General features: G+C 62.0%; 18 protein-coding genes. 9 read left to right on the top strand and 9 right to left on the bottom strand.

Annotated features, from left to right (window positions below; translation table 11 throughout):
* The coding region (locus AACS24_RS11315) for a LysR family transcriptional regulator (protein ID WP_258222903.1) at positions 1-829 on the top strand (829 nt) is incomplete at its 5' end.
* A 76-nt stretch (positions 830-905) separates the two neighbouring features.
* Here the strand turns inward: AACS24_RS11315 and AACS24_RS11310 are convergent.
* Genes AACS24_RS11310 through AACS24_RS11295 form a run of 4 tightly spaced genes read right to left on the bottom strand, consistent with a single transcriptional unit; the run spans position 906 to position 4,654 of the window.
* Positions 906-1,424, bottom strand: a complete 519-nt coding sequence (locus AACS24_RS11310) for a protein disulfide oxidoreductase (RefSeq protein ID WP_108570734.1) — start codon at positions 1,422-1,424, stop codon at positions 906-908.
* 3 nt (positions 1,425-1,427) lie between these two features.
* Positions 1,428-2,171, bottom strand: a complete 744-nt coding sequence (locus AACS24_RS11305) for a DsbA family protein (RefSeq protein ID WP_108570733.1) — start codon at positions 2,169-2,171, stop codon at positions 1,428-1,430.
* 9 nt (positions 2,172-2,180) lie between these two features.
* Positions 2,181-4,223: a protein-disulfide reductase DsbD family protein gene (locus AACS24_RS11300; RefSeq protein ID WP_108570732.1), complete on the bottom strand. Its 2,043-nt coding sequence runs from the start codon at positions 4,221-4,223 to the stop codon at positions 2,181-2,183.
* A gap of 53 nt (positions 4,224-4,276) precedes the next feature.
* A complete protein-coding gene (locus AACS24_RS11295; protein ID WP_108570753.1) occupies positions 4,277-4,654 on the bottom strand; it encodes a hypothetical protein in 378 nt (125 codons plus the stop codon).
* Between the two features lie 185 nt (positions 4,655-4,839).
* Here AACS24_RS11295 and AACS24_RS11290 point away from each other — a divergent pair, with 185 nt between their 5' ends.
* The 4 genes from AACS24_RS11290 (at position 4,840) to pspG (ending at position 6,917) form a co-directional block, all read left to right on the top strand.
* Positions 4,840-5,568, top strand: coding sequence for a 1-acylglycerol-3-phosphate O-acyltransferase (locus AACS24_RS11290; protein WP_005335875.1), 729 nt, complete (start codon positions 4,840-4,842; stop codon positions 5,566-5,568).
* Positions 5,569-5,778: 210 nt separating this feature from the next.
* Positions 5,779-6,441 carry a phage shock protein PspA gene (gene pspA / locus AACS24_RS11285; protein WP_058057954.1) on the top strand — a complete coding sequence of 221 codons (663 nt, stop codon included), beginning with the start codon at positions 5,779-5,781 and terminating at the stop codon, positions 6,439-6,441.
* A gap of 2 nt (positions 6,442-6,443) precedes the next feature.
* Complete coding sequence (locus AACS24_RS11280) at positions 6,444-6,650, top strand: PspC domain-containing protein (protein ID WP_005335873.1); 207 nt, start codon at positions 6,444-6,446, stop codon at positions 6,648-6,650.
* Positions 6,651-6,698: 48 nt separating this feature from the next.
* Positions 6,699-6,917: an envelope stress response protein PspG gene (pspG, locus tag AACS24_RS11275; protein ID WP_005335871.1), complete on the top strand. Its 219-nt coding sequence runs from the start codon at positions 6,699-6,701 to the stop codon at positions 6,915-6,917.
* Positions 6,918-7,007: 90 nt separating this feature from the next.
* Here pspG and AACS24_RS11270 read toward each other — a convergent pair whose 3' ends face one another.
* Positions 7,008-7,352, bottom strand: a complete 345-nt coding sequence (locus AACS24_RS11270; RefSeq protein WP_058057955.1) for a GIY-YIG nuclease family protein — start codon at positions 7,350-7,352, stop codon at positions 7,008-7,010.
* A 44-nt stretch (positions 7,353-7,396) separates the two neighbouring features.
* Here AACS24_RS11270 and AACS24_RS11265 point away from each other — a divergent pair, with 44 nt between their 5' ends.
* Positions 7,397-8,131, top strand: coding sequence for a substrate-binding periplasmic protein (locus AACS24_RS11265; protein WP_108570731.1), 735 nt, complete (start codon positions 7,397-7,399; stop codon positions 8,129-8,131).
* Here the strand turns inward: AACS24_RS11265 and rarD are convergent.
* Entirely contained in the window at positions 8,113-9,003 is an 891-nt protein-coding gene (gene rarD, locus AACS24_RS11260) for an EamA family transporter RarD (protein WP_108570730.1), read from the bottom strand. The two genes, AACS24_RS11265 and rarD, sit on opposite strands and share 19 nt — an antisense overlap.
* 99 nt (positions 9,004-9,102) lie before the next feature.
* Here rarD and AACS24_RS11255 point away from each other — a divergent pair, with 99 nt between their 5' ends.
* Positions 9,103-9,684 (top strand): uracil-DNA glycosylase family protein, encoded by a 582-nt coding sequence (locus tag AACS24_RS11255; RefSeq protein ID WP_108570729.1) that lies wholly within the window; start codon positions 9,103-9,105, stop codon positions 9,682-9,684.
* A gap of 10 nt (positions 9,685-9,694) precedes the next feature.
* Here AACS24_RS11255 and AACS24_RS11250 read toward each other — a convergent pair whose 3' ends face one another.
* The gene (locus AACS24_RS11250; protein WP_108570728.1) at positions 9,695-10,552 is read right to left on the bottom strand and encodes a DMT family transporter; all 858 of its coding nucleotides are present in this window, start codon (positions 10,550-10,552) and stop codon (positions 9,695-9,697) included.
* Between the two features lie 91 nt (positions 10,553-10,643).
* Here AACS24_RS11250 and AACS24_RS11245 point away from each other — a divergent pair, with 91 nt between their 5' ends.
* Entirely contained in the window at positions 10,644-11,534 is an 891-nt protein-coding gene (locus AACS24_RS11245) for a LysR substrate-binding domain-containing protein (RefSeq protein WP_108570727.1), read from the top strand.
* Positions 11,535-11,541: 7 nt separating this feature from the next.
* Here the strand turns inward: AACS24_RS11245 and znuB are convergent, their stop codons facing one another.
* Both znuB and znuC read right to left on the bottom strand, forming a co-directional pair.
* A complete protein-coding gene (gene znuB / locus AACS24_RS11240) occupies positions 11,542-12,321 on the bottom strand; it encodes a zinc ABC transporter permease subunit ZnuB (protein WP_033115078.1) in 780 nt (259 codons plus the stop codon).
* 21 nt (positions 12,322-12,342) lie between these two features.
* The gene (znuC, locus tag AACS24_RS11235) at positions 12,343-13,119 is read right to left on the bottom strand and encodes a zinc ABC transporter ATP-binding protein ZnuC (protein WP_108570726.1); all 777 of its coding nucleotides are present in this window, start codon (positions 13,117-13,119) and stop codon (positions 12,343-12,345) included.
* Positions 13,120-13,215: 96 nt separating this feature from the next.
* Here znuC and znuA point away from each other — a divergent pair, with 96 nt between their 5' ends.
* Complete coding sequence (znuA, locus tag AACS24_RS11230) at positions 13,216-14,136, top strand: zinc ABC transporter substrate-binding protein ZnuA (RefSeq protein WP_108570725.1); 921 nt, start codon at positions 13,216-13,218, stop codon at positions 14,134-14,136.
* The last annotated feature ends 39 nt before the right edge of the window (positions 14,137-14,175 follow it).

Genomic DNA, 14,175 nt, shown 5'->3' with positions numbered 1-14,175 from the left:
TTCTATGGATGTGCGAACCCTGCGTGCGTTTGTGGCTGTCTTCGAGGAGCGCAACATCACGGCGGCGGCCACCCGCCTCTTCATCACCCAGCCCACCCTCTCCACCACTATCAAGACGCTGGAGGATGAGTTGGGGGTGACCCTGTTTGTGCGGCAGGCGCGCGGGGTGGAGGGGACCGAAGCGGCGCACCGGCTCTATCCCCGCGCCAAGCGGTTGATCGCCGATACCGACTCCCTCGCCCGCGAGTTTCGTGAAACCTCCCCCTGTCTCGAGGTGACGGTGGGGATTGAGGCGGATCTGGGTGATGGCGTGGTGGGGGCGCTGGTGCAAGGGGCGCTTGCCCACGAGGAGATCCTGCTGACTCTGGAAGAAGGCTGCTGTGGCGATGTGCGGCTGGGGTGTGAGTCCCTGCGCTGTGGTGACGAGCTCTTTATCCCCCTGCTGGAGGAGGAGTTTGTACTGGTGCTGCCACCGGCTCACCCGCTGGCGGGCAAGGGGGCGCTCACCCCGACAGCGTTGGCGGATGAACCCTGGGTCACCTGCCCGCGCCACGACTCCCACCTGCGGCTGATCGCCATCCTCGGCAATCAGGCGCCGCTCTATCCACGGCGGGCGGGGTCGCTGCGACTGGCGGCGACTATGGTGGCCGCTGGGGCGGGGATCGCCTGGTTGCCCCGTTCGCTTTGTCCGCCCGGCTGTACGGTCGCCGAGCTGGCAGCCTCTTCCTTCAAGCGGCGGGTGGGGCTCTGCTACGCCCCCGATGCGTTGCGCTCGGTGGCGGTGACTGCCTTGCTGGAGCAGGTGCGCGGGATGCAGCTCCCCGCCTGATGTCGGCATAAAAATGTCGGCATAAAAAAGGGCCATCCGGTGGGATGGCCCTGTTGCAGGCAAGGATGCTGCGTGGCTAGAGCGACGCCCACCAGAGCCGCAGCTGCAGGCTCCACTTCGAGCTCCAGCCGGTGGTGCTGCTCACAAGCGTCCCATCCTTGATAACGAGGAACGTCGGGGTAACCCCCACCTGCCACTTGGCAGCCAACGCTCCCGACTCGTCGTTGTGGGTCGGGAAGGTGAGCCCCTTCTTGCTCATCCCCATGCCAAGCTGCTCTGCGTTGCCGGAGCGCAGCGCCACCGTCAGCACGTTTTCCCCCTCCTGCCAGAGCTGCTGCACCGCCGGGGTAGTGAAGCGGCAGACACCACACCAGCTGGCCCAGTAGTAGACCAGCAGCGGCTTGCCCTGACTCAGGGTGGCGAGATCCGTACTGGTGCCATCCTGCAGGGTGACGGGGGCGCTCATCGCCCCCTCAGGCAGGGCCGGGCTGCGCCACAAATCCAGCAACGTCGAGATGACCAGCGCCATCAGCAGTAGCCAGAGCGCCTCCTTGCCCCAGCGTCGCCAGCGGGGTTGAGGGTTGGTGCTTGCCATCCCTTATCCCAGCTTGGCCAGTTCGGCCTTCACCAGCTGCTCCAGCTCCTCATAGGGAACGGCGCCCGGCACCAGCTGGTTGCCAATCAGGGTCGCCGGTGTGCCCTGTACCCCGAGGATGGTGCCGATACGCAGGCTGTTGCGCAGCTCTTCGGTCGCCTTGGGCGCGGGCTTGAGCGCCACGTTGCCGGTGGCGGCCAGCGCCTTGTTGATATCCGCCTCGGTCAGCATCCCCTGCTTGCTCATCAGCTTGTCATGCAGGGCGAGGAAGCGGGCCGGATCCTGCTGCCACAGGGTCAGGCTGTATTGGGCCGCCTTGGCAGAGCTCTGCCCCTTGAACGGCAGCAGCTTGATCACCAGCCCCAGATCGTCCGGATAGGCCTTGAGCAGTTTGGTCAGCTGGGGATCGAACTGCTTGCAGTAGGGGCAGTTGTAGTCGGTGAACAGCACCAGAGTCAGCTTGGGGTTCTTGGCGCCGAGGCGCGGGCTGGTGGCGCTGTTGAACAGCACATCCTTGTTGCCCTTGATGAAGTTGCCAAGCTGCGCCTCCTGGGCTGCCGCGTTCTGCTTCTCCCAGGATTCGGCGGCCTCATCGAGGATCTTGGGGTTGGCGATCAGGGTCTCGCGGATCAGCTCCTTGATGCGCGCCTCCTGCTCCGGGGTGAAGGGGGCTGCGTGCAGGGCCGGAGCCAGCAGGGTTGCGGAAAGGGAGGCCAGCAGGGTCAGGGCGCTAAGAGTCGGTTTCATGGTTGCTCCTTAAAATCGGGTGGTGCCAGCCTGAAGCAGGCCAGCCTTGTGCAATGTGGTCAGCAGATCGTCCTTGTCGAGCAGGGGTGACAGCGTGACCCCTTGCGGCAACTCCGGGCCGTAAATCTGGTTGAAGGGAACTGCAGCCGTGCCCCGCTTACGCAGGAAGGCGGCGATGGTGTCGCTTGGTTTGCTCCAGTCGCCGCGCAGGGCCACCACATCGGGGGCCGAGAGGGCCTGTTGCACCTCATCGCGTAGCAACACGTTGTATTTGTTGGCCTTGCAGGTGACGCACCAGTCGGCGGTGACATCGATAAAGACCCGCTTGTTCTGGGCCAGCGCATCTGTGATGGCGCGCTCAGAGAGCGGCTGCCAGACCACCTTGTCAACGCTGGCCGAGCCCTGTGCGCTAAAGGCACCGCTCAGCAGCAGGGGGCTGCCAATCAGGGCGGTAAGGGCGATCGCCAGCGTGAAGCCGCGCATGCCGTAACGCCAGATGATGCCAGCCAGCAGTGCCAGCAGCATGGCAACCATCAGCCAGCCGGTGGCATAGCTGCCGAGATGGTTGTCGAGCAGGCTGGTGAGCCAGAGGCTGGAGCCCAGCATCATCAGGCCGAGCAGGATGCGCAGATGGTTCATCCAGCGACCCGGCTTGGGCAGCCAGAGGGCGAGCCGCGGCAGGGCCGCCACCAGTAGCCAGGGCAGGCTCATGCCAATCCCCAATGCTGTGAAGATAAGCCAGAGCTGGCCAAGGGGCGCTGCCAGCGCAAAGGCCACTGCAGTGCCGAGGAAGGGGGCCGAGCAGGGGGTCGCCAGCAGAGTGGCGAAGCTCCCCTGCAGGAAGTGACCGCCGAGGCCGTTGCCGCCGCAGGTGGCGAGGCGGGTGCTGAGGGCGCTGGGCAGGCGGATCTCGAACAGCCCCAGCAGGTTGGCGCAAAACAGCAGGGTGACCAGCACCATCAAGCCAATAAAACTGGCGCTCTGGAACTGGATGCCCCAGCCGACGGCCCCTTGCGTAGCGCGTAGCAGGCTGCTCATAGCCGCCAGCACCCAGAAGGAGGCGATGATCCCGGCGCTGGCGGCGAGGAACTGTTTGCGCACCGCTCCCTGTTCACGCTCCTGATGTTGCAACACAGTTCCCAGCTTGAGCGCCAGCACCGGCAGCACGCAGGGCATCAGGTTGAGGATCAGGCCGCCGAGCAGCGCTGCTCCCAGCAACCAGAACAGCGAATGGCTCTGGTTGGGCAGTGCGAGTGGCGCGCCGATCGTCCCCTTGCCCTGCCACGCCTGTTCGCCGCTGGTGAGCAGCAGGCCGAGGGATTGGCCGCGCAGATCCGGCGCATCCCCCTGCCAGCCATCGCTCACCGGCACCCGGGCGATCAGGGTGTTGCCCTCGACCTCAAGCGCCGGTTTGCCAAATTCGGCACCCTCCAGAGCGTCGATAAAGAGCGCTGGTGATTGCCAGCCTTCTGCCCGCTCGGCGCGCAGTTGCAGCTGGTTGTGCTGATAACCGAGCTCGACCCGGGTTGCGGCAGGCAATTGCTGGGGCAGGGTACTCATCGCCTTCGCCCAGGCAAAATCGAAGTCGGCCGGGGCCTGCCCATCCACCGAGAGGGTGAAGGGAAAGTCGGTCAGGATGCAGACATTGCTGCAGGTGGAGAGGCGTAGAGTCCCCTTGAGCGGTTGCCCGGCGGGATAGTTGAGGCTCAGAGGGAAGGTCACGTCCCCCTGATAACCCTGGGTGCTGAGCCCAGCTACCTCGAAGTGGCGTGGCACCGGCCAGCGCCACTGAAAGGCACCGACCGGCTCATCCCAGAGGATCTGGGGGGCAATGCCCCCTTCTCCCGGACTGTGCCAGTAGGTTTTCCAGCCTGACTCCAGCTCGACATCGAGCAGGATGCGGGTCTGATCTGCCGTGCTGCGGTCGGCCTGCAGCCGTACCCGGGCGTGATCATTCTGTGGGCTGGTGAGCCAGCCCGTGTCGCTGGCCAATCCCATGGATTGCCACAGCAGACCGCCCAGTAGCAGGGCCGTCTTGAAGAGATTCGACATCTTTTTGGTCTCGCAAAAATTGAGTGACAGCTAACGAAAGAACGCTGCCGAACTCATTCCCGCCAGACGCAGAGGGTGAGGTGCAGACGCCGCTCGGGCGGCGAGATGACTCTGGGAGGGGGCAGTGGCGGTGTGTAGCGCCAAAGGGGGGCCAGCAGGGCGATCAGCAGGGCGACGGCAAAGAAGAGCTGTTCGACGCAGAGCAGGGTGGCGGCGCTCAGCCACTTGCCGTTGAGCTGGCAGCTGGTGGGTTGCGGGCTGGCCGGTTTGGCATCCTCTTGATCCGTTGCCGAGCCTGGAACGGGCAGTGCCTGACAGCTGAGGGCATGATCGAGCAGGGCAAGCCGGGCCAGCGGCTGGGCCGCACAATTGAGCACCAGCAGGCAGACCAGCAGCAGGAGATGTTTCGCTACCCGTTGTTGCAAAATCATGTTCGCCCCGTCCATCAAGATGGGGCCATCCTAACGACCAATGGCGGGTGGGGCAAGTCGGCGGCGTATTGATGTGCAGGACTGTGGGTGGCGCGACGGGGAGGGTGGTCGGTTCTGTTTGGCGAACGCTTGTTCGCTAAAAGGGGGATCAGTATACTGCGCCGAGTTAAAACTCGAGGTGTTCGATGCTCAAAATTGCCCGTGTGCTGCTGCTTGGTCTGCTGCTCATTTTCTGGTTCCTGTTCGGCCTGCTGCTCTGTCTGGTTCGTCCGCGCCATCCCAACAACGTCTATGTTTTCGCCCGCATGTATCACGCGGTCTGCCCGCTGATCGGGCTGCGAGTCAAGGTGACGGTGGCCGACGAGGTCAAATCGGTCGGCCCGGCGGTCTACGTCTGCAACCACCAGAGCAACTTCGACATCTTCACCGTGACCGGTGCGGTGCAGCCTGGCGTGGTGGCGGTGGGCAAGAAGAGCCTGCTCTGGCTGCCGCTGTTCGGCCTTATCTTCTGGCTCTCCGGCAACGTGCTGATCGACCGCTCCAACCGCTCCCGTGCCATCGGCACCATAGGTCAGGTAGTGGATCGCATCAAGAATCGCGGCACCTCCATCTGGATGTTCCCGGAAGGGACCCGCTCCCAGGGACGTGGCCTGCTGCCGTTCAAGGCGGGCGCTTTCCACACTGCGGTACAGGCTGAAGTGCCCGTGGTGCCCATCGTCTGCTCCAGCTACTTCGGTCAGGTCGACCTCAATCGCTGGGACAACGGCGAAGTGCTGGTGGAAGTGATGGCGCCGGTCTGCAGCAAGGAGCACGGTGCCAGCGGCATTCGCGATCTCTCCGATACCTGCCGCGCCCGGATGGAGGCCAAGCTGACTGAACTGGACAGCAAGCTGGGCCACAGCCATGCCGCCTGACGGATAGCGCAGACGAATCGACAAGGGAGCTTGAGGCTCCCTTTTTTGTTGGTAAAAATCACCACCAGGTTGGCTATTCTCACCAACAATCCCTTCTTGAATTTCCTCAGTAAATTCCCATCTATATGTAAAACAACAATAATTTTTCTTGGCACGGCTCTTGTAATGCAATGGGAAGAGATAGCCATCCCATCAACAAGGAGCCAGACCATGAGCGTATTCAGCCGCCTGACCGACGTGATAAATGCCAACCTGCACAGCCTGCTCGACAAGAGTGAAGAGCCGGAGAAGATGCTGCGCCTGATGATCGAAGAGATGGAGCAGGTGCAGGTCGAGATGCGTACCCAGGCCGCCCGCGTGATTGCCGAACAGAAACAGCTGGAGCGTCACCAGCAGGGGTTGCAGGCGCAGATCCTGGAGTGGTCGGCCAAGGCCGAGCTCGCCATCCAGAAGGGTCGTGAGGATCTGGCCCGCGCCGCCCTCACCGAGAAGCTGGCGGAGGTCAAAAAATGTGAACAGCTGGAGCAGGACAAGGCTCGGGTGGCCGAGGTGCTGGCCCAGCTCACCGCCGACAGCGAGCGGCTGGCGGCCAAGCTGACCGAGGCCCGCGAGAAGCAGAAATTGCTGACCTTGCGCGAGCAGACCGCCCACAGCCGCATTCGTGCCCGCGCCCAGGTGGACAACCAGCGCATGCATGAGCTGATGGCGCGCTTTGACGGTTTTCAGGGCCGGGTCGATCAGCTGGAAGCCCAGCTGGAGGCGGCCACTCTGGGGCAGAATCCCTCGCTGGAGGCCCAGTTCCGCGAGCTGGAGCTCAATGATGAGATCGAGCGCGAGCTTGCTCGCCTCAAAGGCCAGAAGGCGGAGGTGTAATCATGAGCCCCTGGCCCAAGGATCTGGTGCATCGCAAGCTGACCGGGGTCTGCGCCGGTATTGCCAGGCGGTTGGGGGTCTCCAGAGTCACGGTGCGAGTGGTGGCACTGCTCGCCCTGATCCTGATGCCGCCGCTGGCACTGGCTGCCTATCTGCTGGCGGTGCTGGTGATGCCGCCCCGTTATGAATTGAAGCGCTGGCTGGATTGACCGAAGGGTTGATCAGCCGGCAGACAAGGTACTGATAAGGAGCAAGTTATGCTGGAATTTTTCATATTGCTGGTGGTGCTGCTGGTCATGGCACTGACCGGTTTTACCCTGGTAGCCATGTTGCTGGTGAGCGGCCTGTTCGTGCTGCTTGGGGCACTGGGCGGCATGCTTGCTCTGATCATCAAGCTGGCCCCCTGGTTGTTGCTGGTGCTGGCGGTTTGCTGGCTGATCAGCAACCGCAGCAAGCGTTCCAATACCTACCTCTAACCCGCCTGAGGTTGTGCAAGACGTTGTGTGATGCTCCCTGATTTCCCCTTTCCGGCCACTCATCGAGTGGCCTTTTTTTGCCTGCATCCCTTAAGGCCGAGTCGTTTCGGTTAACCACTGCGCGCTCCAGCTCTGCCAGAGTGCCGGGCTTTTTATCAGCTGCTCCTTGAAGGATTTTGGCTGCTGTTTGAGGCGGTATTCGATGCGCAGGGCCGCCCCCTTCTCGCCGACTTCCTGTTGCCACGCCAGCGTCAGTGGCCCCTTGCCGCGCAGGGCGCGAGCGCCCTTGCCACTCTGGTGCTGACGTAGACGGCGCTGCGGATCCGTGCTGATCCCGGTATAGAGCAGGCCGGTGGCGGTACGCACCATATAGACAGACCAGCGGGAAGGGGCGGATGGTTGCTGTGCCGGTGTGGTGGTCGCGGGTTCTCTCATTCAAATTCTCTGTGCCAAACTCAGAGGCAGCTCAAGGAGGTGCGATGAGAGTCTGGTTTTGGTTGTGGTTACTGTTGTCGGTCCCGGCTCTGGGGGAGACGATCCGTCTCTACGATTACCATCAGCATCCCCCCTTCAACACCGGAGTGGATGCAGGGCTGAGCCGCGAGTTGGTCAAGTATCTCAATGAAAAGCTGGGGGGTGAACCCAGAATCGAGCTCTGGCTGGTCAATCGGGCCCGGCTGGCGCTGGAGATGGCGGATCCCGACTTTGACGGTCTGGTGGTCTGGGTCAATCCCGCCTGGGTGGGGGATCCCCATCGCGAGCGCTATCTCTGGACTTTCCCGGTGATGCGCGACACCAACGAGCTGGTCTCGAACATTGACAACCCGGTCACCTATCGCGGGCCAGACTCCCTCAAGGGGTTGGTGTTTGGCGGGGTGGAGGGCTACCGCTATCAGGGGATCGATGATGCCGCTGCACGGGGCGAGCTGGTGCGTCAGGATGCCAAGAAGGTGAAGACCAATCTTGAGCTGCTGGTGCGCGGTCGCATCGATGTGACGCTGGTGAGTGGTTCATCGCTGGGCTTTTTCATCGACGCACAGCACTATCAGGGCAAGCTGTTTATCTCGCCCTTCCCCCAATCCAGCTATACCCGCCATATCCTGCTGCCCAAATCTCGCCCAGAGCTGCATGCCACCCTCAACGACATCGCCGAGCAGATGGACAGGGATCCCCGCTGGCACAAAGTGCTGGAGTCCTATCGCGGTACGCCCTGAGGGCGGCGCTTGAGCCGGTGCAGCGGTAACAGGCTCACCAGCAGACCTGCCCAGACGAAGGCGAAACCGACCGCCTTGATGGGGTCCGGCGCCTCACCAAACCAGTAGATGGCGAGCAGGAAGGCGAGGCTGGGCTCGATATATTGCAGCAGCCCCACCGTGCTCATCCGGGTTCTCGCCACCGCGTAGCAGAACAGCCCCACCGGCAGCAGAGTCGCGGGCGCACTGCCCATCAGCAGCAGCTTGTCAGCCAGATCCCCGTTCACGAATGCCCCTTCCCCGTGCCACGCCAGCGTGCCGATGATGATCAGCGCGATGGGCAGTTGCACCATGGCTTCCAGATAGAGGCTGGTGCCGGTGTCGTAGTGGATTTTCTTCTTGATAAGGCCGTAGCAGGCGAAGTTGGCCCCCATGATGAGGGAGAACCAGGGGATCTGGCCGTAGCAGAAGAGCATGTAGGCGAGACCCGCCAGCGCCAGGGCGACCGCCAGATGCTTTTGCGGGGTAAGCCGCTCTTTGAGGAAGATGACGGCGAATACGATATTGAACAGCGGGGTCATAAAGAAGGCGAGGCTGGTGGTCAGTACCTGTCCGGTGGTGAGGCACCAGGTGAACATGCACCAGCTGATGGACATAACGGGACCCGCCAGCAGAATGAGGCCCAGCTGGCGCGGCTCGCTGCGCAGTTGTGCCCAGGGCACCTTGTGGCCAAGCAGCAAAAACAGGGCCCCCAGCAGTACCACAGACCAGAGCACCCGGTGGGAGATCAGCTCCCACATGTTGACCTCGGGCATGAATTGATAATAGAGCGGCAGCATCCCCCACAGGATGAAGGAGAGGGTCGCGGTGCCAGTACCTAGCCAGTTTTTCATTATTATCCGTTTATTAAATTAAACACCCATGGCGATAGTAGGGGGCTCGCCCTGTTTCCACAAGAGGGAAATCAGGGAAATGCTGGTACTATCAACGTCATGCAGCGAATCGATAAGTTGTTTGAGCAAATCAGGGCCTGCCGTCTGTGCGAGGCTCATCTGCCGCTGGGGCCTCGTCCGGTGATCCGCGGGGCCGAGAGTGCCCGCTTGCTGATCATCGGTCAGGCGCCCGGCACCCGGGTGCATGCCAGCGGTATCCCGTGGGATGACCCCTCCGGTGACAGGCTGCGCCAGTGGCTCGGGGTCGATAAAACCACCTTCTACGACGAATCCCGCATCGCCATCATGCCGATGGCTCTCTGCTATCCCGGCAAGGGCAAGTCGGGCGATCTGCCGCCCAGACCCGAGTGTGCGCCCACTTGGCATGACAAGGTACTGATGCTGTTACCCAATATCGAACTGACCCTGCTGATCGGCCAGTATGCACAAGCCCATTACCTGCGGGGGGCGGCCAAGGGATCGCTCACCGACACGGTGCGCAGCTGGGCCGACTATGGCCCAGGCTGGCTGCCGCTGCCGCACCCGTCACCGCGCAACACCTTCTGGCTCAAGAAGAACCCCTGGTTCGAGCAGGATGTGATCCCCCATCTGCAACAAAGGGTCACCCCAGTGCTGGGGTGACCCTCGTTGGCTAGAGCGCCGGTTCGACCTGCGGTTTGGGCTTGCTGCGGGCCATGGCGATGAGCGGCAGTATGATGCAGATACAGCCCAGCAGCAGCGGCAGGCCCGGCTGCTCATCGAACAGCCATACCCCGATGGCGACCGCCATCAGCAGGCCGGTGTACTCCGCCGAGGCGATTTTGCTCGCCTCCGCCTTGCGATAGGCCACCACGCACAAGCCCGCATAGACCATGATCAGCGCCGAGGAGCCGAAGGCGGGCCACCACATCTGCCACTGCCAGTCGCCCCCTTCCCACCAGGCTAGCGCGAGAATGAAGGGCATGCTCAGCACGTTGGTGAAAAACAGGGTCTGGGCGATGGGCTGCTTGAGCGGGATCCGCTTGATCAGCAGATTGTTGAGCGCCATGGACAGCGCCACTCCGAGCGCTGCCAGCGCAGCCCAGTTCACTTCGGTCGGGCGTAGCACGATCAGTACCCCGATAAACCCGATAACCGCAGTCAGCACCTTCTGGCGCGAGATTGCTTCCCCTGCCATCCACACTGCCAGCGGCACCATCATCAGGGGCGCGGCATAGAAGAGGGCGTTGGCAGTGGCGAGCGGCAAGCGGGTGAGGGCGACCACCATCAGGCAGACACCGACCGCCCAGATATGGGCCCGCAGCAGGTGCCACTTGATGGCCACCGGCGGGTTGCGTCGCCATGACCAGAGCAGCCAGGGCATCAGCAGAATGGCGGCTGAGAGCTGGCGGAAAAAGACAAACTGGAAGATGGGCTGATCCGGCTCCAGCACCTTGACCAGCGCATCGGAAAAAACCGCCACCATATTGCCCAGCACCAGATAAAGGATGCCGATCCCCACTGCATTCATACCACCTCCCACTTCAGATGAGGGGAGGGTAGCGTGCCGGTTGATATCCAGTAAAATGATAAAAAATGACCATCCATGAGATATTTAGATAATGAAGCTTCCCCCCCTGCGTGCGGTGCAATATTTCGAGGTGGTGGCCCGGCTGCTCAGCTTCTCCCGCGCCGCCCTTGAATTGAACGTCAGCCAGAGTGCGGTCAGCCACCAGATCCGCCTGCTAGAGGATTTTCTGGGGGAGCGGTTGCTGCTGCGTCAGGGGCGGCTGCTCTCGTTGACGCCGCAGGGGGAGAGCTATTTCGAGGGGATTGCTGCCGGACTCGGCCAGATTGCCCAGAGCAGCGAGCAGCTGCGAGGGGGCGGCGAGATGCGGTTGCGTCTCGCGGTTTATAGCTCGTTTGCGGTGAAGTGGTTGATCCCGCGGTTGGCCGGATTGCGCCAGCTCTATCCCGAGCTGGATTTGAGTCTGGAGATGGTGGCTGAGGATCCCGAGCTCTCCGATCGGGTGGCGGATTGCTTTATCACCGTCTCACCCCACGGGCGGGGCTACTGCCACGACCTTATCTATCAGGAGCGGCTCTTTCCGGTCTGCAGCCGCCGCTTGTTGCAGCAGGTGGAGGGGGAGTGGCCAGACGCCATCTGGCAACTGCCGCTGTTGTCGGTGCAGTCCATTTACAAGGCGCGGGGGGAGGATTGGCAGCGCTGGGCCAAGGCGGGTGGCTTGGTGATCCCTGACGAGGCGCGAATGCACCACTTCAGCCATGTGTTGCTGGCGATGGAGGCTGCAGCCTGGGATCAGGGGGTGGCATTTGTGAATGACTACATGCTGCGGCCCGATGATCCCCAGCTGGTGGCCTTGCCGGTACACCAGCTGGAGACGGGGGATGCCTTCTACTTTACCTGCAAGCGCTCGCGGGCCCATGAGCCTGCCATAAGCCGGTTGCGCCAGTGGCTGATGATGGAGACACGCCAGAGCATGCCTCTCTAGCGCGGAATCAAGCCTTCTTGAACTGGCTCAGGACAAACAGGCTGGTGGCGCAGACAACCACCGAGGGTCCGGCCGGGGTGTCCTGATACCAGGATAGGGTCAATCCACCCAGCACGGCGAGGCAGCCGATCAGCGCGGCAAAGCCGGCCATCTGCTCCGGCGTCTGACTGAAACGGCGGGCGGTAGCGGCGGGGATGATCAGCAGGGAGGTGATGATCAGCGCGCCGACAAACTTCATCGCCACGGCGATCACCAACCCAATCAGCAGCATCAGCACGCAGCGCAGCACATCGACCCGGATCCCCTCTACCCGGGCCAGCTCTTCCGAGATGGTCATGGAGAGCAGGGGATCCCACAACCGCCACAGGGTGAGCAGCACCAGCGCGCCACCGCCGTAGATCCAGAGCAGATCCATCGGTTGTACCGAGAGCAGGTCGCCAAACAGGTAGGCCATCAGATCCACCCGCACGTTATCCATAAAACTCAAGGTAACCAGACCGAGGGACAGGGCGCTGTGGGCCAGAATCCCGAGCAGGGTATCGGTGGCCACCTGCTGGTTGCGGCTCATGATCACCAGCAGCATCGCCATGGCAAGGCAGCAGACCACCACCGCCAGGGTGAGATCCACCTGCAGCAGGATGCCAAGCGCGATACCGAACAGGCAGGCGTGGGAGAGGGTGTCGCCAAAATAGGCCATTTTGCGCCATACCACGAAGCTGCCGAGGGGGCCGGCCAGCAGGGCGATACCGAGACCGGCCGCGAGGGCGTATAACAGAAAGCTGTCCACTTGAATGTCCTGTTGCTTGCGCTATTTGCTGTGAGCGTTGTTGCGAGAGGGCAGGCGGATGACGGGGGCCTGCGGTTCATGATGATGGTGTTCGCCGTCGCAGTGGTGATGGTGGGTATAGACCGCCAGCACCTCCTGTTCCGGTCGCCCGAACAGGCGGGCAAATTCGGGATGGCGGGCCACGCTTTCCGGTTCGCCATGGCAGCAGACATGGCGATTTAGGCAGATCACCTCGTGGGTGCTGGCCATCACCAGATGCAGATCGTGTGAGACCATCAGCACGGCGCAATTGAACTCGGCGGCGAGTTGGCCGATCAGGGCATAGAGCTCGATCTGGCCGGTGATATCGACCCCCTGCACCGGTTCATCCAGCACCAGCAGTTCGGGTTTGACCAGCAGGGCGCGTGCCAGCAGTACCCGCTGCATCTCACCGCCGGAGAGTTTCTGCATCCGGTTGTCCAGTAGCCCTTCGGCGCCGACTCTGGTCAGCGCCTCTTCGATAGAGAGGCGCCCCTTCTTGCCCAGCTGCAGAAAGCGGCGCACGGTGAGCGGCAGGGTGGGATCTAGATAGAGGCGCTGGGGTACATAGCCGACTCTCAGGTCGCGGCTGCGGATGATCTGGCCGGAATCCGGGGTGAGCAGACCCAATACCAGTTTGCTCAGGGTGCTCTTGCCCGCCCCGTTGGGGCCGACTAGCGTGGTGATTTTGCCTTTATTGAGGGTAAAGGAGACCTTGTCGAGCACTGAGCGTCCATCGAACGAAAGACAGACCTCTTTCAGCTCTACCAGTTGGGTCATGACAGCTCCGGGGTTTACAGCCAGTGAGAGTTATAATATAACAAAAAATAGAAGCTGTTATATTATCACACAATCACCCGCTGACGAGATTCACCAATGAGAATTATTGCTTTTTTCACTGCCCTGCTGGCGGTGAGTTTGCCTGTCCGTGCCGTGGAGGTGCTAACCACCATCAAGCCCCTTGGTTTTATTGCTGCGGCGATCACTGACGGGGTTAGCGAGCCCAAGGTATTGCTACCGACCGGCGCTTCTCCTCACGATTTCTCCCTGCGTCCCTCCGATATTCGCAGCATCAGGGAGGCCGATTTGGTGGTGTGGGTCGGCCCCGAGCTGGAGGGCTTTATGAGCAAGCCTCTGGCTAATCACCCCCATGTCTTGACCCTGACCCAGGTGCCGGGCATACCGCTGTTCAACTACGCGACCAAGGATAGCCATGATGGCCATCAACACGATGAGCATGCGGCTCATGAACATGGCGATGAAGGGCATGAAGGTCATCATCATGAAGGGATCGACCCCCATATCTGGCTCGGCCCGATGCAGGCCAAGGTGATTGCCAAGGCGATCGCAAGCGAAGTGGGCAAGCTGGATCCGGCCAATCAGGCTCGCTATGACGCCAACCTCGCGGCATTTGATGCCAAGGTAGATGCCAAGGATAAGGTGATTGCCGGCCAGATGAAGGCGGTGAACCAGAAGGGGTACTTTGTCTTCCACGAGGCGTATGGCTACTGGGAGCGTCACTACGGCATGAGTTCAAAAGGTCACTTCACCGTGAGCCCTGAGCGTCGCCCGGGCGCCAAGACGCTGGTGAATATTCGCAAGGCACTGGAAGAGAAGCAGGCAAGCTGCATCTATGCCGAGCCGCAATTCTCGCCGGCGGTGATCGAGTCAGTTGCTCGCAATACCGGCGCCAGAGTGCTGCTGCTGGATGAGGTGGGTGAGCAAGTTCCGCTCGGTCCGGATGGTTATCCCCAGTTCATGGAGCAGCTGGCCAGCGCCTTTGCCCAGTGCCGTTGATGCAGGGGCTCGAAGAGCCTGCTCTCTGTTGGCTGGGAC

It is taken from the genome of Aeromonas sp. HMWF016, assembly GCF_963878195.1.
Classification (GTDB): Bacteria; Pseudomonadota; Gammaproteobacteria; order Enterobacterales; family Aeromonadaceae; genus Aeromonas; species Aeromonas lacus.
Note: the sequence above shows the minus strand (reverse complement) of the source record. Positions and strands in the feature narration are given on the sequence as shown.